The 18,778-nt window shown below is 67.7% G+C and carries 17 protein-coding genes and 2 tRNA genes; 13 read left to right on the top strand and 6 right to left on the bottom strand.

Annotated features, from left to right (window positions below; all coding sequences use genetic code 11):
* Nucleotides 1-90: 90 nt before the first annotated feature.
* The gene (gene recQ / locus CG50_RS02780; RefSeq protein WP_036634959.1) at nt 91-2,154 is read right to left on the bottom strand and encodes a DNA helicase RecQ; all 2,064 of its coding nucleotides are present in this window, start codon (nt 2,152-2,154) and stop codon (nt 91-93) included.
* Nucleotides 2,154-2,447, bottom strand: a complete 294-nt coding sequence (locus CG50_RS02775; protein ID WP_036634957.1) for a YggT family protein — start codon at nt 2,445-2,447, stop codon at nt 2,154-2,156. Before CG50_RS02775 ends, recQ begins: the two co-directional genes overlap by 1 nt.
* A gap of 236 nt (nt 2,448-2,683) precedes the next feature.
* On the opposite strand from CG50_RS02775, the gene CG50_RS02770 reads away from it, so the two are divergent.
* The 6 genes from CG50_RS02770 to CG50_RS02745 all read left to right on the top strand — a co-directional run bounded on the left by CG50_RS02770 (nt 2,684) and on the right by CG50_RS02745 (nt 8,201).
* The gene (locus tag CG50_RS02770; RefSeq protein WP_051909396.1) at nt 2,684-4,045 is read left to right on the top strand and encodes an MFS transporter; all 1,362 of its coding nucleotides are present in this window, start codon (nt 2,684-2,686) and stop codon (nt 4,043-4,045) included.
* Nucleotides 4,042-4,944: a penicillin-insensitive murein endopeptidase gene (gene mepA, locus CG50_RS02765; RefSeq protein ID WP_152559405.1), complete on the top strand. Its 903-nt coding sequence runs from the start codon at nt 4,042-4,044 to the stop codon at nt 4,942-4,944. Before CG50_RS02770 ends, mepA begins: the two co-directional genes overlap by 4 nt.
* Nucleotides 4,917-5,855: an esterase-like activity of phytase family protein gene (locus tag CG50_RS02760; protein ID WP_036634956.1), complete on the top strand. Its 939-nt coding sequence runs from the start codon at nt 4,917-4,919 to the stop codon at nt 5,853-5,855. Before mepA ends, CG50_RS02760 begins: the two co-directional genes overlap by 28 nt.
* Nucleotides 5,856-5,966: 111 nt before the next feature.
* Nucleotides 5,967-6,587 (top strand): queuosine precursor transporter, encoded by a 621-nt coding sequence (locus tag CG50_RS02755; protein ID WP_036634954.1) that lies wholly within the window; start codon nt 5,967-5,969, stop codon nt 6,585-6,587.
* A 314-nt stretch (nt 6,588-6,901) separates the two neighbouring features.
* The gene (gene leuB / locus CG50_RS02750) at nt 6,902-8,008 is read left to right on the top strand and encodes a 3-isopropylmalate dehydrogenase (RefSeq protein ID WP_036634952.1); all 1,107 of its coding nucleotides are present in this window, start codon (nt 6,902-6,904) and stop codon (nt 8,006-8,008) included.
* 116 nt (nt 8,009-8,124) lie between these two features.
* A tRNA-Pro gene (locus CG50_RS02745) sits at nt 8,125-8,201 on the top strand.
* A 106-nt stretch (nt 8,202-8,307) separates the two neighbouring features.
* Here CG50_RS02745 and CG50_RS02740 read toward each other — a convergent pair.
* From CG50_RS02740 to pepT, 3 genes are all read right to left on the bottom strand, one after another.
* Complete coding sequence (locus tag CG50_RS02740) at nt 8,308-8,727, bottom strand: hypothetical protein (RefSeq protein WP_036634948.1); 420 nt, start codon at nt 8,725-8,727, stop codon at nt 8,308-8,310.
* A 432-nt stretch (nt 8,728-9,159) separates the two neighbouring features.
* A tRNA-Gln gene (locus CG50_RS02735) sits at nt 9,160-9,234 on the bottom strand.
* A 102-nt stretch (nt 9,235-9,336) separates the two neighbouring features.
* Complete coding sequence (gene pepT / locus CG50_RS02730; RefSeq protein WP_036634946.1) at nt 9,337-10,566, bottom strand: peptidase T; 1,230 nt, start codon at nt 10,564-10,566, stop codon at nt 9,337-9,339.
* 123 nt (nt 10,567-10,689) lie between these two features.
* On the opposite strand from pepT, the gene CG50_RS02725 reads away from it, so the two are divergent.
* The 3 genes from CG50_RS02725 to CG50_RS02715 all read left to right on the top strand — a co-directional run bounded on the left by CG50_RS02725 (nt 10,690) and on the right by CG50_RS02715 (nt 13,794).
* Nucleotides 10,690-13,029 carry a Tex family protein gene (locus tag CG50_RS02725; protein WP_036634944.1) on the top strand — a complete coding sequence of 780 codons (2,340 nt, stop codon included), beginning with the start codon at nt 10,690-10,692 and terminating at the stop codon, nt 13,027-13,029.
* Between the two features lie 28 nt (nt 13,030-13,057).
* The gene (gene aroQ, locus CG50_RS02720) at nt 13,058-13,495 is read left to right on the top strand and encodes a type II 3-dehydroquinate dehydratase (protein WP_036634942.1); all 438 of its coding nucleotides are present in this window, start codon (nt 13,058-13,060) and stop codon (nt 13,493-13,495) included.
* Nucleotides 13,496-13,590: 95 nt separating this feature from the next.
* Nucleotides 13,591-13,794, top strand: coding sequence for a hypothetical protein (locus CG50_RS02715; RefSeq protein WP_036634941.1), 204 nt, complete (start codon nt 13,591-13,593; stop codon nt 13,792-13,794).
* A gap of 43 nt (nt 13,795-13,837) precedes the next feature.
* Here CG50_RS02715 and CG50_RS02710 read toward each other — a convergent pair whose 3' ends face one another.
* A complete protein-coding gene (locus CG50_RS02710; protein WP_036634940.1) occupies nt 13,838-14,647 on the bottom strand; it encodes a division plane positioning ATPase MipZ in 810 nt (269 codons plus the stop codon).
* Nucleotides 14,648-14,895: 248 nt separating this feature from the next.
* Between CG50_RS02710 and CG50_RS02705 the strand changes: the two genes are divergently transcribed.
* The 4 genes from CG50_RS02705 to CG50_RS02690 all read left to right on the top strand — a co-directional run bounded on the left by CG50_RS02705 (nt 14,896) and on the right by CG50_RS02690 (nt 18,754).
* Nucleotides 14,896-16,020, top strand: a complete 1,125-nt coding sequence (locus CG50_RS02705; RefSeq protein ID WP_081880247.1) for an AbrB family transcriptional regulator — start codon at nt 14,896-14,898, stop codon at nt 16,018-16,020.
* A 180-nt stretch (nt 16,021-16,200) separates the two neighbouring features.
* Nucleotides 16,201-17,088 (top strand): branched-chain amino acid ABC transporter permease, encoded by an 888-nt coding sequence (locus CG50_RS02700; RefSeq protein WP_036634939.1) that lies wholly within the window; start codon nt 16,201-16,203, stop codon nt 17,086-17,088.
* Nucleotides 17,085-18,038: a branched-chain amino acid ABC transporter permease gene (locus tag CG50_RS02695; protein WP_036634937.1), complete on the top strand. Its 954-nt coding sequence runs from the start codon at nt 17,085-17,087 to the stop codon at nt 18,036-18,038. The genes CG50_RS02700 and CG50_RS02695 overlap by 4 nt, the downstream gene beginning before the upstream one ends.
* On the top strand, nt 18,035-18,754 hold the full coding sequence (locus CG50_RS02690) for an ABC transporter ATP-binding protein (protein ID WP_211248566.1): 720 nt from the start codon (nt 18,035-18,037) through the stop codon (nt 18,752-18,754). Before CG50_RS02695 ends, CG50_RS02690 begins: the two co-directional genes overlap by 4 nt.
* Nucleotides 18,755-18,778: the final 24 nt, after the last annotated feature.

The following is an 18,778-nucleotide window of genomic DNA, read 5'->3' as shown; positions in this document are numbered from 1 at the left end:
AATCTGACATTCATGAGCGGGGTCCCGGAAGCGTCAGCGCCCGTCGGATCGGGGCAGCGCCGGGGGCGGTCGGCTTTACTCTCGGGGGCCTCAGCTCTGGGCGAAGTCCCGGATGGCGGTCAGGAATGCCTCGGCGAAACGGTCGAGCCGTGCTTCGTTCAGTCCGCCCAGCCGGGCAAGTGCGGCACGGTCGTGGGGTTTGGTCTCGGCGATGCGGCGCAATGTGGTGCTCGGACAATCGAGGAACCGGCCGCAACCGTCCGCGCCATGCACCAGATCGCGCTGCACCTCGGCCAGGCGGTCGAACAGCTGCGCCTCCGACCGGCCGGCGAGGCTGCGCCGGGCGGGATGCTGCGCGGCGGGGGGCGCGCCGGCGATCACCTCGATGAAGGCGGCGCCGTAGCTGTCGAGCTTCTTCGCGCCCACGCCGTTCACCCGCGCCATCGCGTCGAGCGTGGTCGGGCGGGTCTCGGCCATCTCGATCAGGGTGCGGTCGGGGAAGATCATGTAGGCGGGCAGGCCCGCCGCCTCGGACAGCGCGCGCCGTTTGGCCTTCAGCGCCGACAGCAGCGGCTCGTCTTCCTCCGAGACCAGCGTGCGCACCGGCGGTTTCGCCTTTGCCTGGCGGATCAGGTCGCGGCGCAGGGTGATGCTTTCCTCGCCGCGCAGGATCGGGCGGGCGGCCTCGGTCATCACCAGCGCCCCGTGGCGCGCGGCATCGGGGCGGATCAGGTCGTGGCCCTGCATCTGGCGAAACACCGCCTGCCATTGCTGGCGGCTCAGCTCGCGGCCGACGCCGAAGGTGGGCAGCCGGTCGTGACCGCGGGCGCGGATGCGGTCGTTGCTCTGGCCCAGAAGGATCTCGATCAGATGGCCGGCACCATAGCTTTCCTCGGTGCGCAGCACGGCGGAGAGCGCCTTGCGCACCGCCTCGGTCGCGTCGAACAGTTCGGGCGGATGCTCGCACAGATCGCAGTTGCCGCAGGGCTCCGACGCCTCGCCGAAATAGGCGAGCAGGCGCTGGCGGCGGCAGCCCGTCGCCTCGGCCAGTCCCAGAAGTGCGTTCAGACGGGCGTGATCGGCGGCCTTGCGGTCGGGCGGCGCAAGCCCCTCGTCGATCTGGGTGCGGCGCAGGCGGATGTCGTCGGCGCCGTAGAGGGTGAGCGTCTCTGCCGGCGCCCCGTCCCGGCCGGCGCGGCCGATCTCCTGATAATAGCCCTCGATCGACTTCGGCAGATCGGCATGGGCCACCCAGCGGATGTCCGGCTTGTCGATGCCCATCCCGAAGGCGACGGTGGCGACGACGATCAGCCCGTCCTCGCGCTGGAACCGGGTCTCGACCTCGCGGCGGTCCTCGGCCTCCATGCCGCCGTGATAGTGGCAGGCGGGGTGGCCGGCCTCGCACAGCGCCTGAGCCAGCGTTTCGGTGCGCGCGCGAGAGGCGCAATAGACGATGCCCGACTGGCCGCGATGCGCCTCGGCATAGTCGAGGATCTGCCGCCGCGGACTGTCCTTCGGCGCGAAGGCGAGGTGGATGTTCGGCCGGTCGAAGCCGCGCAGGAAGGTCTCGGGCGGATGGCCGTCGAACAGGCGGGTGACGATCTCGGCGCGGGTTTCCTCGTCGGCGGTGGCGGTGAAAGCGGCGAGCGGCACGTTCAGCGCGCGCTTCAACTCGCCCACGCGCAGATAATCGGGACGGAAATCATGGCCCCACTGGCTGACGCAATGCGCCTCGTCGACGGCGATCAGCCGGGTGTCGGCGCGTTTCAGCATCGCCACCGTCGCGCCGAGCGCCAGCCGCTCCGGCGCGATATACAGCAGTTTCAGCCGGTGATCGTCGATCGCCTGAAAGACCTCTTCGGTCTCGGCCTCGGTATTGCCGGAGGTCAGCGCGCCCGCCTCCACCCCCGCTTCGCGCAGCGCGCGCACCTGATCGCGCATCAGCGCGATCAAGGGCGAGATCACCACCGTCAGCCCGGGCTGGCACAGCGCCGGCAGCTGGAAGCACAGCGACTTGCCCCCGCCCGTAGGCATGATCGCCAGCGTGTCGCGCCCGGCCATCACCGCGCGCACGATCTCCTCCTGTCCGGGACGGAAGTCGCGGAAGCCGAAGACCGAGGCCAGCGCCTCTTCGGGCGTGAGGACGGCGGCCATCAATACTGGAAGAAGAAGCCCGCGTTGTTCCGAAGCGCCGACTGCAGGATGATGATGACGATGAACACGACCAGCGGCGCCAGATCGAGCGCGCCGGTGTTCGGCAAGATGCGCCGGATCGGGTTATACAGCGGTTCGAGCAGCCGGTTCAGCCCATACCAAAGCTGGGCGACCAGCGGCTGACGCAGGTTCAGCACCTGGAAATTGATCAGCCAGCTCATGATGATATGGACGATCATGACGAACCAGACGACGTTCAGGATCAGGTTGAGCGCCTGATAGAGCGTGACCATGAAAAGGGCCTCCGGGCTGCGGTTAGGGTGACAGGTAAGATACCCTTGCCCGCGATGCAACCTTTGGGCCGCGCGGAAGCTGCCGCGGGGGCGAAACCGGCGACGCGAAGCGGGGTTTTGCCGCATTCGCTCCCGGTGGGCCCCGGCCGGTCTTGCGTCCCGTCCGGGTTTGGGGCTTGATCGCGCCGGGCCGGCCCGCCCCCCTCGCGGTGCCGGAACAGGGGCGGAGGCCGCACATGACACCCGAACAGAAACGCATCCGGGGCTGGATGTTCTTCGACTGGGCCAGCCAGCCCTACAGCACCTTGCTGCTGACCTTCATCTTCGCGCCTTACATGAGCGACCTGCTCGGCTCTGGCACGGCGGCGCAGACGGTCTGGGGCTATGGCGTGGGGATCGCCGGGATCGTGATCGCGCTCGCCTCGCCGTTCCTTGGCGCCATCGCCGATCGTTCGGGGCGGCGGATGGGGTTCGTGGTGCTGTTCTCGGCGATGTATGTCGCGGGCGCCTGGGGGCTTTGGTGGGCGAAACCCGGAGATTTCAGTCTGCTGCTGGTGATGCTGTCCTTCGCCGTCGGGCTGATCGGTATGGAATTCGCCACCTCCTTCACCAACGCGTTGCTGCCCGGGCTGACCGGGCGCGACAAGATGGGCCGGGTCTCGGGCGCGGGCTGGGCCTTCGGCTATGTCGGCGGGCTGGTGTCGCTGGTCCTCATGATCGCGCTGTTGCAGGTCAACCCGAAGACCGGGCACACGCTGATCGGGCTGCCGCCTCTCTTCGGCCTCGACCCCGCCACGCGCGAGGATACCCGCATCGTCGGCCCGCTGACTGCGGTGTGGTATGTGCTGTTCATGGTGCCGTTCTTCCTGTGGGTGCGCGATCCGCGCCCCGAGGGCTCTGTCTCGATCCGTCAGGCCGGGCGCGAGGCCTGGCCGCGGCTGCGCGAGACGCTGCGCTCGCTGCCGAAGCGGCGCAGCCTGATGATGTTTCTGATCGCCTCGATGCTGTATCGCGATGCGCTGAACGGGGTTTACACCTTCGGCGGGATCTTCGCGCGCGGGGTTCTCGGCTGGTCGATCATGCAAATCGCGGTGTTCGGCATTCTGGGCACGATCACCGGCGCGATCTTCGCCTGGGCCGGGGGCAAGGCCGATGACAGGTTCGGCCCGAAGACGGTGATCGCGATCTGCCTTCTGGTGCTGTGCGGCGTCGTCGCCGGGATCATGGGGATCTCGCGCACGGCGGTCTGGGGCCATGCGGTCGCGGCGGACAGCGTGCTGCCCGACATCGCGTTCTACCTGATGGGCGGGCTGATCGGCGCGGCGGGCGGCGCGCTGCAGGCGGCCAGCCGCACGCTGATGGCGCATCAGTCCGAGCCCGGCCGGACGACCGAATCCTTCGGCCTTTATGCGCTGACCGGCAAGGCGACGGCCTTCCTCGCGCCCCTTTCCATCGCTATCGTGACGCATCTGAGCGCCAGCCAGTCCGCCGGCATCGCCCCGGTGCTGGTGCTGTTCGGGCTGGGTCTGGTGCTGATGCTCTGGGTGAAGACGAACCCGGTGCGGGGCGCTGAAACGGAAGAGAGGGCAGAGGCATGAAATCCCTGATCGCGGCATTGGCCATGGCGCTTGCGTTGCCTGCGCTGCCGGCCGGGGCGGAGCCGCTGGCGCGGCAGCTGTTCGGCGCGGTGCGGGCGCCGTCGCAAGATGCCCCCACGCCGATCGGCTTTTACTCGCAGGGCTGCGCCGCCGGACTGGAGCCGATGCCCGAGACCGGCCCGACCTGGCAGGTGATGCGCCTGAGCCGCAACCGTTACTACGGAATGCCGCAGATGCTGTCCTATCTCGAGGATCTGTCGCGCTTCGCCGCCACCCTGCCCGGCTGGAAGGGGCTGTATATCGGCGACATCAGCCAGCCGCGCGGCGGACCGATGACCGGAGGACATGCCAGCCATCAGATCGGGCTCGACGCCGATATCTGGATGCTGCCGGCGACGCGGCTCGACCTCAGCCCCTCGGCGCGCGAGTCGATCTCCTCGATCTCGATCCGGACCGAGGATCAGACCCGGATCAACGGCAACTGGACGCCGCAGCACATGGCTTTGCTGAAGGCGGCGGCGTCCGACCCGCGGGTCGAGCGGGTCTTCGTCGCCGCAGCCGCCAAGATCGCGATGTGCAACGCCACGCCGAAGACCGCTGACCGCAGCTGGTTGCAGAAGATCCGCCCGATCTATGGCCATAACGAGCATTTCCACGTCCGGCTGAAATGCCCCGCCGGCGCCAGTGCATGCCGCACCCAGACCCCGACGGTGGCCGAGCTGTCGAAGGGCGGCGACGGCTGCGACGACACGCTGAACTGGTGGGTGACCACCTATCTCGACGAGCTGAAGCACCCGAGCCCGCCCCCCGACGACGATGCCCCCGCGCCGAAGACCGCGCGCACCTATGTGATGACGGATCTGCCTCAGCAATGCCGCAACGTTCTCGCCTCGCGCTGATCGGGGTGGCCTTCGGGCTGCTGGTCGGCTGCGGCTCGCTGCCGACGGCGCTGCGCGCCGAGGACCCCGCGCCGCCCCCCGGCGGCTACCCGGCGCAGCATCTGCAAAGCTGGCGCTGGCGGATCGACGATCCGCTGTTCGGCGGCTTCTCGGGGTTCAAGTTCGCCGACACCGCCGGGCGCGATTTCGTTACGCAATCCGACCGGGCGACGATCTGGCGCGGCCGGATCGAGCGTGATGCCGTCGACCGCATCGTCGCGGTCAGGGCGACCTCCGGCCCGGTGCGGCTGCATGACAGCGCGGGCGCGCCGCTCACCGGCATCAACGCCGATTCGGAGGGGCTGGCCCTCGCCCCCGACGGATCGGCCTTCATCTCGTTCGAGGGCAACGCCCGCGTCGCGCATTACCCGACCGACGGCGGCCCGGCCGAGCTGCTGCCCCGGCCCGAGGCGTTCTCGCGGTTTCAGCGCAACTCCTCGCTCGAAACGCTGGCGCGCGACCGCGATGGCACGCTTTATACCCTGCCCGAACGCTCGGGCGCGCTCGACGTGCCGTTCCCGGTCTGGCGGTGGAGGAACGGCGTCTGGGATCAGCCCTTCGCCATTCCGCGGATCGGCACCTTCCTTGCGGTCGATGCCGATTTCGGCCCGGACGGGCGGTTCTACCTGCTCGAACGCGATTTCTGGGGGCTTCTGGGGTTCCGCTCGCGGGTGCGGGTGTTCGACATCCGGGGCGATTCGATCTCCGGCGGGCAGATCCTGTTCGAGACCGCGGTCGGCACCCATGACAATCTCGAAGGTCTGGCCGTGTGGCGCGACCGGCAGGGTGCGATCCGGCTGACGATGATCTCGGACGACAACTTCCGCTTCTTCCAGCGCACCGAGGTCGTCGAATACCGCCTGCGCCCCTGAGGCCCGAAACACCAGTCAGGCTTGACCTGAACGCCGCCCGGGCGTATCCGCCCCGCTTGTCCGGCACGTCGCCGGGCCATGTCTCCGCGACCATGTAAAAACGGTGCATCTATGAAACGCTACATTCCTGGCATTCTTGCCATGACCGTCGTGGTCGTGGCCTCCAACATCCTGGTGCAGCATCTGGTCGGCCAGTGGCTGACCTGGGGTGCCTTCACCTATCCTTTCGCCTTCCTCGTCACCGATGTGATGAACCGCCTTTATGGCCCGCACGCAGCGCGCCGGGTGATCTATGCGGGCTTCTTCGTGGGGGTGATCTGCTCCGTCGTCGGTTCGCAGATCCAGGGCGAATTCGGCGCGCTGGTCAGCTTCCGCGTGGCGCTGGCCTCGGGTGCGGCCTTCCTGTGTGCGCAGCTCACCGATGTGTCGGTGTTCAACGTGCTGCGCCGGCTGAGCTGGTGGAAGGCGCCGCTGATCGGCTCGTTCTGCGGTTCGTGCCTCGACACGCTGATCTTCTTCTCGGTCGCCTTCTCGGCGCAGATGGCCTTCCTCGATCCGGCGAATGACGTGTCCTGGGCGAACGAGGCACTGCCCGTTCTGGGCCACGGTCCGGTGGCGCCGCTGTGGGTTTCCCTCGCCATCGCCGACTGGTGTGTCAAAGTTGCTATAGCCGTAATCGCTTTGACGCCTTATCGGGCAATCGTCTGGCGCAATGTGCCAAAGGTTGCGTGATTTTACTTGTTCTACACCAAATCTGTGCCACCTTGTCCTTATCGGCAACGCATTGAAAGGAGGTGGTCCAGTGTCTAGAGTGATATTGGAGAGAGGTGTCGGGACAGCCAGGGGGGCCGAGGCCTGAGGGCAACCCCAAGGGTCGAGAACCCTGGCTGGGACGGAAGGATCTTGACCAGACCCTAACCGGACCATCTCCGTAGATCTCGGGGGCCGCAGGCAATAGCCGGCGGCCCTTTCTATTTGTTGCGCAGCTTGACCCTTTTGCGAACAGACGTTACCCCCAACGCAGGCTTTTCGCATTGGAGGAAAACATGGCCAATCCATCTCTGCTCATCCTTCCGGGTGACGGCATCGGCCCCGAGGTTATGGCCGAGGTCAAGCGGGTCATCGGCTGGCTCGGCGAGAAGCGCGGCCTTGCCTTCGACGTCAGCGAAGACGCCGTGGGCGGCGCCGCTTACGAGAAATACGGCGTGCCGCTCGACGATTCGACCATGGCCAAGGCGCAGGCGGTCGATGCGGTGCTGCTCGGTGCCGTCGGCGGGCCGAAGTATGACACGCTCGATTTCGCCCTGAAGCCCGAACGCGGCCTGCTGCGTCTGCGCAAGGAGATGGACCTTTACGCCAACCTGCGCCCGGCGCAGTGCTTCGACGCGCTGGCGGATTTCTCCTCGCTGAAGCGCGATGTGGTCGCGGGCCTCGACATCCTGATCGTGCGCGAGCTGACCTCGGGCGTGTATTTCGGCGAGCCGCGCGGCATCTTCACCGAAGGCGGCGAGCGCGTCGGCATCAATACGCAGCGCTATACCGAAAGCCAGATCGAGCGCGTGGCGCGTTCGGCGTTCGAGCTGGCGCGCAAGCGGGCGAAGAAGGTCACCTCGGTCGAGAAGGCCAATGTGATGGAATCGGGTATCCTGTGGCGCGAAGTGGTGACCCGGATCCGCGATGCGGAGTATCCGGACATCGAGCTCGGCCACATGTATGCCGACAACTGCGCGATGCAGCTGGTGCGCGCGCCGAAGCAGTTCGACGTGATTCTGACCGACAACCTGTTCGGCGACATCCTGTCCGACTGCGCGGCGATGCTGACCGGCTCGCTCGGGATGCTGCCCTCGGCCTCGCTCGGCGCGCCGATGGCGAACGGGCGCCCGAAGGCGATGTACGAGCCCGTCCACGGCTCGGCCCCCGACATCGCGGGGCAGGGCAAGGCGAACCCGATCGCGACGATCCTCAGCTTCGCGATGGCGCTGCGCTATTCCTATGACCTCGGCGACGAGGCCACGCGTATCGAGACCGCGATCGAGAAGGTTCTGGCCGACGGCGTGCGCACCGCGGACCTGATGGGCCCGGAGGGCGGCACCCCGGTGACCACCTCGGGGATGGGTGACGCGATCCTCGCCGCGCTCGACGCGAGCCTGTAATTCGCGACGCGACGGGGCGGTCGGGCAACCGGCCGCCCTATTCGATTTTCACGACAGAATTCTTTCCGTTTCCCCTTGCAAATGCCGAGCCGAGCCGGTAACTCCCGCCTCACGGTCGGAGCGTAGCGCAGCCTGGTAGCGCACCTGCTTCGGGAGCAGGGGGTCGGAGGTTCGAATCCTCTCGCTCCGACCAATTATCCCGCTAGTTTGAATCGCTTAGCCGCCCCTCTCTGGGTGGCTGTCGGCGTTTGGACCTATTCAGTAAGCCAATAGTAAGCAGACGAGGCGCATCCGGCAGCTCACACGCCTTCTAGCCGGTGCCATGCTTCCCGAAACTCGTCCTGGTCGTAGGCTTTGGGTTCCAGCCACCATTTCCCGCCGTTCTTGTCTTGCGAGGCGAGGTCACGAACGTCATCGAGCCGAAGGACGAAGCAAACGGGCGCGTCCGAATTGGCGTGCAAGGTGATGATCCACCAATCTGACCGCAGGTCGGCGAGGTTCGCCCCAAGGGGCACAGCATATCGCTTGCTGAGTGCCTTGGACTGCACCCCGAAGAACCGCGTCTCATCGGCATTGGTGACGATTAGGTCGGAGCCTCGCGCATTACGAATGGTCGGCATGACGTGCCATCCCCGGCGCGAAAGCTGCCACGCCGCAAAGTTCAGCCCGGCGTTGCCGGTGATCTGGCTTCGGTGTTGAGCACTACCAGTTTCGTCCATAGGCGCAGCCCCCGTGTCGGTGAGAGGCTGTCCCGGATCAAAGCCGGGTGTTGGAATCCCCGTGCGTAGCCCGAACACCGCTGCCTTTAGCGAGTGCTTGGACATACACAGCGGCCACCCGGCCGAATAATTCGACCGAGCTACGCAATGAGGGGATTCCACGCCCCACGGGCAGAATTGGCTGCACCGCAGGCCATCGATGCCATGAGCGACATGCCGTTTCAACGAGTGTCACGGTGCGCAGTAAAACGTCTCCGTGCCTCATGTCGCCTGGACGTTCGGTTGCCGTCTCATCGAGGGGTCACCGGGCACAGGCTGCGGGTGCCAGTCAGGACAATCGCGGGCACAGGCGCGGTGCAAACATATGACGCCTGTCTCGCGCATCCCAACCCGGGCCGGATTGTGGATCTGTCTCAGACAACTTCGGTGAGATGGCTGGGGCGGCAGGATTCGAACCTGCGGTACACGGTACCAAAAACCGTTGCCTTACCACTTGGCCACGCCCCAATTCCCCGGCTGTTTAGCCAACGGGCCGCAGCCTCGCAAGCACTTTCACCGTTCCCGCTTCCCGCCGCCGGGGCGGTCCCCCGCGGCGAGAGATTTCGCGCCTCAGCCCTTCGCGGCCAGTTCGACGAGGCGCAGGCACACCCGCGTCGCCACGGCCATGTCCTGCACCGACACCCATTCGAGCGGGCCGTGGATGTCCTGCATCCCGGTGAACACATTGGGGCAGGGCACGCCCATCTCGGTCAGGCGAGAGCCGTCGGTTCCGCCGCGGATCGGGTTGGCGACGGGCGCGATCCCCTCGGCGCGGCAGGCCTCATGCGCCAGCGTCACCGGCGTCATGTCCTTCTCCAGCCAGTAGCGCATGTTGCGGTATTGCGGGCGGATCTCGCAGGCGATCTCGGCGCGCGGTTCGGTCGCGGCGACGGCCTCGCAGACCTGCTTCAGCAGCGCACCGCGCGCCGCCAGACCGTCCAGTTCGAAATCGCGCAGGATGATCGACATCTCGGCCTCGGCGGCGGTGCCGGACAGCGCGTAGATGTGCCAGAAGCCATCCCGGCCCGCCGTCACCTCGGGGGTCTGGGTGGCCTGCGGCAGCATCTCGACGATCTTCGCGACCAGATGCAGCGCGTTGACCATCTTGCCCTTCGCCGTGCCGGTGTGGGTCGAGACGCCCTTCACCGTGATCTTCGCGCCATCGGCGGAAAACGTCTCGTGCTCGATCTCGCCGACCGCGCCGCCATCGAAGGTATAGGCGAAATCGACGCCCAGATCGGCGGGCAGGCGCGGATCGACGCCGCGGCCGATTTCCTCGTCCGGGGTGAAGGCGATGCGCAGCTTCGGATGCGGCCGGGGCGAGGCCAGAAGCTCATGCACCGCCGTCATGATGATTGCGACACCGGCCTTGTCGTCGGCGCCCAGAAGCGTCAGCCCCGAGGCGGTCACGATGTCATGGCCGATCTTGCCCGCGAGATAGGGCGATGCCTCGGGCGACAGCACCAGCGCGCTGTCGGGATAGGTGATCTCGCCGCCGTTGTAGCCGCGGATCACCCGCGGCTTCACCCCGGTCGCGTTGTAGGCGGGCGCGGTGTCCATATGCGAGCACAGCCCGATCGTGGGTCCTTCGGCCGTCGCCGGCACCGTCGCCAGAACGGCACCGTATTCGGTGATCCGCACGTCCGCCGCGCCGGCGGCGCGCAGCTCATCGGCCAGAATATTGGCGAGGTTCAGCTGGATCGCCGTCGAAGGCTTGCTCTCCGACGCCTCGTCGCTTTGCGTGTCCACCGAGCAATAGCGCACCAGTCGCTGTTCAAGATCGCGGTCGAAATCGGTCATCGGGGCCTCCTGTCCGGCGCGATCAGGACGCTTCGGCCGATCGGTGTCAAGGGCCGGTGTCAAGACCTTGGCCTTTGGCGCCGGCGCGGCTATCACGGACCTCCGACCGCGCGAGGAGAGATCATGACCACGCCCACCCCGACCGAAGCCCGCATCAGCCGCACCATCGCCACCGAGATCGGCGCCCGTTCCGAGCAGGTCTCGGCCGCGGTCGAACTGCTCGACGGCGGGGCGACGGTGCCCTTCGTCGCGCGTTACCGCAAGGAAGTGACCGGCGGGCTCGACGATACGCAGCTGCGCACGCTGGCCGACCGTCTGGTCTATCTGCGCGAGATGGAGGCCCGCCGCGCCGCCATCGCCACCAGCATCACCGATCAGGGCAAGATGACCGACGATCTGGCGACGCAGATCGCCCGCGCCGCGACCAAGGCGGAGCTCGAAGACATCTACCTGCCCTACAAGCCGAAGCGCCGCACCAAGGCGATGATCGCGCGCGAGAACGGGTTGGTGCCGCTGAGCGCGGCGATCCTCGCCGACCGCAAGGCCGATCCCGAGGCGCTGGCCGCCGGCTTCCTTTCCGAAGCCGTGCCGAGCGCCAAGGACGCGCTGAACGGCGCGCGCGACATTCTGGCCGAGGGGCTGACCGAGAACGCCCAGCTTCTGGGCGATCTGCGCGGGTTCATGCAGCGCTCGGCCCGGGTCACGGCGAAGGTCATCGCCGGGCAGGAGGAGAAGGGCGCCAAGTTCTCGGATTACTTCGATCATGCCGAGGACTGGAAATCCATTCCGGGGCACCGCGCGCTCGCGCTGTTGCGGGCCTCGAACGAGGGGGTGGTGACGCTCGACATTGCGCCCGACGAGGCGGGGGCGGAACAGGCGGTGGCGATGGTCGCCGCGACGTTCGAGGCGCGCACGTCGGCGCCCGGCGACGTGTGGTTGCGCAGCGTGGCGGGCTGGACCTGGCGGGTGAAGCTCAGCCTGTCGATGATGCTCGATCTGATGGCCGAGATGCGCGCCCGCGCGCAGGACGAGGCGATCTCGGTGTTTTCGCGCAACCTGCGGGATCTGCTGCTGGCGGCGCCGGCCGGGGCGCGGGCGACGCTCGGCCTCGATCCGGGGATCCGCACCGGGGTCAAGGCGGCGGTGGTCGATGCCACGGGCAAGCTCCTCGCGACCGAGACGATCTATCCCTATCCGCCGAAATCCGATCTGCGCGGCTCTCAGGCCGCGATCCTGCGGCTGATCGCGGCGCATGGGGTGGAGCTGATCGCCATCGGCAACGGCACCGCCTCGCGCGAGACGGAAAAGCTCGTCGCCGATACGCTGAAGCTGCTGCCCGCCGGGGTGAAGGCGCCGGTGAAGGTGGTGGTGTCAGAGGCCGGGGCCTCGGTCTATTCGGCCTCTGAACTCGCCGCGAAGGAATTCCCCGGCCTCGACGTCAGCCTGCGCGGCGCGGTTTCCATCGCGCGGCGGTTGCAAGATCCGCTGGCCGAGCTGGTGAAGATCGAACCGAAGTCGATCGGCGTCGGTCAGTATCAGCATGACGTCGATCAGTCGAAGCTCGGCCATGCGCTCGAAGGCGTGGTCGAGGATGCGGTGAACGCGGTCGGGGTCGATCTGAACACCGCCTCGGCGCCGCTGCTCGCGCATGTCTCGGGCCTCGGTGCCAGCCTCGCCGAGGCCATCGTCGCCCATCGCGACGAGAACGGCGCCTTCCGCTCGCGTAAGGAGCTGCTGAAGGTCAGCCGCCTCGGCCCGCGCGCGTTCGAGCAATGCGCGGGCTTCCTGCGCATCCGCGAGGGGGACGAGCCGCTCGACGCCTCTTCGGTCCATCCCGAGGCCTATGACGTGGCGCGCCGCATCGTGAAGGCCTGCGGGCGCGACATCCGGTCCCTGATGGGCGACGGCACGGCGCTGAAACGGCTGAACGCGGCCGATTTCGTCGATGAGCGGTTCGGCCTGCCCACCGTGCGCGACATCCTGACCGAGCTGGAGAAACCCGGCCGCGACCCGCGCCCGAGCTTCGTCACCGCGACCTTCGCCGAGGGGGTCGAGGACATCAAGGATCTGAAACCGGGAATGGTTCTCGAAGGGACCGTGACCAATGTCGCGGCCTTCGGCGCCTTCGTCGACATCGGCGTGCATCAGGACGGGTTGGTCCATGTCAGCCAGCTTGCCGACCGCTTCGTCAAGGATCCGCATGAGGTGGTCAAGGCGGGCGATGTGGTCAAGGTCCGGGTGACCGAGGTCGACATTCCGCGCAAGCGCATCGGGCTGACCATGCGCAAGGACGGCGGCACCTCGGCACGCGAGGACCGGGCCGCGCGCGAGGCCTCTCCGTCGAACGGTGGCCCGAAGGGCAAGCCCGGCCGCGCCCCGATGAGTGCGGCACCCAAGGGCAAGGGCGGGGCCGACACCGGATCCTTCGGTGCGGCCTTGCTCGACGCGATGAAGCGGCGCTAACTGGGCCCGACAGCCGGAGAAAGACAGCATGAGCAAGACGATCTACATCCTGAACGGGCCGAACCTGAACCTTCTCGGTCAGCGCCAGCCCGAGATCTACGGCCGCGAGACGCTCGCCGATGTCGAGCGGCTGTGCGCCGATGTGGCGACCCCGGCGGGGTTCACCGTGCGGCTGATGCAGACCAATCACGAAGGCCAGATGATCGACTGGATCCATGCCGCGCGCCATGAGGCGGCGGCGATCGTGATCAATCCGGCCGCCTGGACGCATACCTCGGTCGCGCTGCTCGATGCGCTCCACACCTTCGAGGGGCCGGTGATCGAGGTCCATATCTCGAACGTGCACAAGCGCGAGGAATTCCGCCATCATTCCTACGTCAGCCTGCGCGCCGACGGGGTGATCGCCGGCCTCGGGATCGAGGGTTACGCACTTGCGGTGCGGCGGGTCTGCTCGCTTCTTGGGTGAAGCCCCGACAACTTCCCCGTCTTGCCATGTTTAGGCCCCACTCCGGGGTGAGCTTTACGTGAACGGATTGCACGGAATGCGCTGCGGAGGGCGACATGTTGCAAAAGATTCTGAGCCTGGTGTTGCGCCGACCGGAACCCGATGCCGTCCTCGATGCGCGCTATGCCGCTCTGGCCCGTCATGACGGCGGCCACGAGGCGACGGCCGTTCCGATGTTCCACCGCGATGCGCATCCGGAACAGGGTCGCGAGGGGGGCTCGCACGCCCCGGCCTCGTTCGGGCAGAAGACCCATCGCTGACTCTTCGGCTGCGCCCCGGCCGCGATGTGCCGGGGCTAAAGGCTCAGAACGTCACCTCGACACCCGGAAGCCGCAGTTCCTTCATCAGTTCGCGCAGTTCCTGGCGGGCGGCGATGTTGGAAAGGCTCAGGCTTTCGGTGCCGATGTCCTTGAGATCGAGCAGCGTCAGCCCGCGCGGAAACAGCTCGCGGAAGATCACCCGCTCCGAGAAGCCCGGCGCCACGCGAAAGCCGATGCGCTTCGACAGCTGTTCGAGCGCCGAGCCCACCTTGCGCTTGTTGTGCATCTGCTGGGTGCCGACGCGGTTGCGCAGCACGATCCAGTCGATCGGTTTCATCCCCGCCTTGGCGCGCAGCTGACGCGCCGACCAGACCATTTCCGAATAAATCGACGGCCCGAGGATACGCTGCGTCGCCGGGTCGATCCGGGCCAGCAGGTCGAAGTCGATGAAGCTGTCGTTGAGCGGCGTGATCAGCGTGTCGGCCATCGAATGCGCCACCTGGCTCAGCCGGGTGTGCGATCCGGGGCAGTCGATCAGGATGAAATCGCTGGTCTGGGACAGCTCGTCCACGGCCTGATGCAGGCGATGGTCGAACGGGTTTTCGCCGGGCGCGAGGGCGGCCTCGTCGACCTCGGGCAGCAGCCGGTAATCGGGGCAGGGCAGGTCCAGCCCCTCGCGGGTATTGGTGGCGCGGCGGTTCTCGACGTAGCGGCCGAAGCTCGCCTGACGGATATCGAGGTCGAGCGCCCCCACCCGGTGCCCCATCCGCGCCAGCGCGGTCGCCACATGCATGCAGGTGGTCGATTTGCCCGACCCGCCCTTCTCGTTCCCCACGACGATGATATGCGTCATTTGTCCCCCGGATTTCGCGGCGCCTGGCAGGGCGCCTTGCAGCTGGTTCCGGGCTAATCAAGGTTGCGGCGCCGCGCAAGGGCCACGCGGCTTCGGCCGTCAACCGGGGGGAATCGGTGGCCCATCGGCGACAGGTGAGCGCGGGGGCGGTCTTGCCCCCTCGCAATCGTGTAAAAGCCACCTATAACGACAGGCAGGCCCGTGGCGGGCGGCATGGTGTCGCGTGTCCGGACCTGGACCGGAGCCTCATGACCACAGACGACCAGCCTTCCCGCCCGCGCCCGCCCATCGCCGCCGCCCGCCCGCTCCGCCGTCTGGGCAGGACCGGGCGCTGGGCGGTCCTGGCAGTGGCGACGGTTGTCACGACCGCGGGCCTCGAAGCGCTGCATCTGCCCGCGGCGCTGCTGATCGGGCCGATGGTGGTGGCGATCGTTCTGGCGGTCTCGGGGGGGGCGGTGCGGCCGTCGCGATCGGTGTTTCTGGCGGCCCAGGGGGTCGTCGGCACGATGATCGCCACGACGCTGCCGCAGACCATCCTGCACGAGATCGCGCTGCAATGGCCGGTGTTCATCGCGGGCGTCGTCTCGACCCTGATGGCGTCGAGCCTGCTCGGCTGGCTGATGGTGCGCTCGCGTGCGCTGCCCGGCACCACGGCGATCTGGGGCACCTCGCCCGGCGCGGCGAGCGTGATGACCATCATGTCGGACTCCTATGGCGCCGACATGCGGCTGGTCGCCTTCATGCAATATCTGCGCGTCGCGCTGTGCGTGGCCTTCGCCACAATTGTCGCCGGGATGATGAGCCCGGCTGGCGCGACCGGCAGCCATCCGCAGATCTGGTGGCCCGATGCCGCGATCTGGCGACAGTCGGTGCTGGCGCTGGCGATCGCCTTCGGCGGGGCGGCGCTTGGCGTGTGGCTGAAGCTCCCCGGCGGGCCGATGCTGATCCCGATGGCGCTGGCGATCACCGTGAAGCTGGCGTTCGGTCTGCCGGTGGTGCTGCCCTTGCCGGTGCTGGCGCTGTGTTATGCGGTGATCGGCTGGGGCATCGGGATGCGCTTCACCCCCGAGGTGATCGCCTATGCGGCCAAGGTCTTCCCGCGCGTGTTGCTGTCGATCCTGCTGCTGATCCTGATCTGCAGCGGTTTCGCCGTGGCGCTGGTGGTTTTCGCTGGCATCGACCCGTTGACGGCTTTCCTCGCGACCAGTCCGGGAGGGGCGGATTCGGTGGCGATCATCTCGACCTCGGCGCCGGTCGATGTGTCCTTCGTGATGTCGATGCAGGTGGCGCGCTTCATCGTGGTTGTCGGGGCGGGGCCGCAGCTCGCCCGGCTGCTCTCGGGCGGGCGCAAGAGCGCGCCGCCGCTTCCCTGAGGGCGTCGTGTCGTCGGGGAAAATCCGCGCGGCGTTCACGGGGGTTTGACCCCGGCCGGTTCTCCCGCGCATACTCCGCCCGACCGGGGCGGGTCCGACGCGCCCCACCGACGAACGGCGCAGGACAGACACCCATGAAACCGAGCGGCACGCTCCCCCCCCTTCGCCGGGCGGCCTGAGATGGATCTCGCGCCCTATCTTCTGCTCGCCGGTCTCGAAGGGCTGGTCGAAGCCTCGGTGCTGATGCTCTCGGCGCTCGGTCTGTCGCTGGTGTTCGGCGTGATGCGGGTGGTGAATGTCGCGCATGGCGAGTTCTACATGCTCGGCGCGGTCGGGGGCTGGGCCATCGCGTCACTGGTGCCGGATCATCCCGCGCTCGGCTTCGCGCTCGCGCTACTTATCGCGCCGGCACTGGTCGGCGCTCTCGCCATCGCGGCCGACCGGGGCATCCTTCGCCGCATCGGCTATGACCCCGAGGCCACCATCGTCGCCACCATCGGTCTGTCCTACATCATCCAGCAGGTCGTTCTGATGACCTTCGGTCCCGATGCCCGCGCGGTCGAGCCGCCGTTCTACCTCAACATCCGGTTCCCGTGGTTCGGCTATTCCGGCTACAAGCTGTTCATCGTCGCGGTGGCGGCGGTGCTGGTCGGGGCGCTGTGGGTCGGGCTGCGGCGCTCGCGCCTCGGGCTGATGATGCGCGCGACGCAATTCGACCGCGAGACGGCGCAGAATTTCGGCATTCCGGTCGGGCGGGTCTATTCCGGCGTCTTCGCCATGGGTGCGATGCTCGCCGCGGTGGCGGGCGTTCTGATCGTGCCGGCGAACCAGGCGCATTACCTGATGGGGCACGACCCGCTGCTGATGTCCTTCGTGGTGGTGATCGTGGGCGGGCTCGGCTCGATCCCCGGAACCATCGCGGCGGCGGTGCTGATCGGGCTGTCGGACGGGCTGATGTCGGTGTTCTTCTCGCCGACGCTGGCGAAGATCGTCTCGACGCTTCTGGTCGCGCTGGTGCTGGTGTTCCGCCCGCAGGGCCTGTTCGGCAAGGCGGAGACGCGCGCATGATCCGTCACAATCCGCGGCTGTTCGCGCTGTGCCTCGCGGTGATCGCGGCGGTGTTCGGGGCGCAGTTCGTGCTTGCGGGCTATCCGGTGCTCGCACTGACCCGGATCCTGATCCTCGCGGTCTTCGCGATGGGCTACAACATGGCGATGGGCTATGCGGGGATGCTCAGCCTCGGCCACGCGCTGTTCTTCGCGGCGGGGATGTATGCGGCCGGGATGGCGAGCCGCTATGGCGCCGTCGGGCTGCCCGTGGCCTTCGGGATCGGCATTCTGGGGGCTGCGGCGGTGTCGCTCGGCATCGGGCTTCTGGCGCTGCGCACGCGCACGGTGTCGTTCATGATCGTCACGCTGATGTTCGCGCAGGTGGGCTATCTGCTGACGCTGCAATTCGCCGATGTGACCGGCGGCGATCAGGGCCTGACGCTGAGCGAGCGGGGCTTCGCCCTCGGCCCCGTGGCGGTCGACATGACCTCGGGGGCGGCGCGCTACAACGTGGCGGCGGTGGTGTTCTCGGTCGTGCTGCTCGGGCTTTACGCGCTGACGCAGGGGCCGGTCGGGCGGCTGTTCGCCGCGGTGCGCGAGAACCCCGAGCGGACCCGGATGCTCGGCTATGACGTGGCGCGGATCAGGCTTGCGGCCTTCGTGCTGTCGGGGACGGTGGCGGGCACTTCGGGGGCGCTTTACGGGCTGACCTTCGGCTTCATCGGCTCGTCCTTCGCCGAGTTCCGCACCTCGATCGAGGCGCTGCTCTATACCCTCGTCGGCGGGCCGGGGACGCTGCTCGGTCCGGTGCTGGGCACGGCGCTGATGACGGTGCTGATCGACCGGCTGGGCGGGCTGACCGCGGCCTATCCCATCGTCGTCGGTGCGTTGCTGATCGCGCTGACGCTGTGGTTTCCGAAGGGCCTTCTGGGCACGATCCGCGACAGGTGGCTGCCATGGCTGAAGTGACGCTGCTGGAAACCCGCGGCCTGACGCGCCGCTTCGGCGGGCTGACCGCGGTCGATGCCGTCGATTTCCGCCTGAGCCGCGGCGAGGTGCGCGCGATCATCGGCCCGAACGGCGCGGGCAAGTCGACCTTCGTCGGGCTGCTCTCGGGGCTGATCGCGCCGGGGGCGGGCAGCATCGCCTTCGACGGGCAGGACATCACCCGGATGCCGGCGCATCGCCGGGTGCGGGCGGGCATCGCCTACACCTTCCAGATCACCAATATCTACCCGGCGATGACGGTGCTGGAAAACGCCGCCATCGCGGCGCAAAGCCGGCTTGGCACCGGCTCCGAAGCGGCGATCGAGGCCGCCGCGCGGGCCGCCCTCGCCGCCGTCGGGCTGAGCGATCTGGAAACCCGCCGGGCGGGGGATCTCGCCTATGGTCATCAGCGGCTGGTCGAGGTGGCGATGGGGCTGGCACTCGCGCCGAAGCTTCTGATCCTCGACGAGCCGACACAGGGCCTGTCGGATGCCGAGATCGCCAATTTCATCGCGGTGATCCGCCGCGTCGCGGCCTCTGCCACGGTTCTGCTGATCGAGCACAACATGGATGTGGTGATGGCGCTTGCCGGCCGGATCACGGTGATGGAGAACGGCCGGATCCTCGCCGAGGGCACGCCCGATCAGATCACCCGCGACCCGGCGGTGCAGGCGGCTTATCTGGGAGGGGCGTCATGACGGTGCAAGACGGCGGTTGCGCCA

It is taken from the genome of Paenirhodobacter enshiensis (assembly GCF_000740785.1).
Taxonomy (GTDB): Bacteria; Pseudomonadota; Alphaproteobacteria; order Rhodobacterales; family Rhodobacteraceae; genus Rhodobacter; species Rhodobacter enshiensis.
Note: the sequence above shows the minus strand (reverse complement) of the source record. Positions and strands in the feature narration are given on the sequence as shown.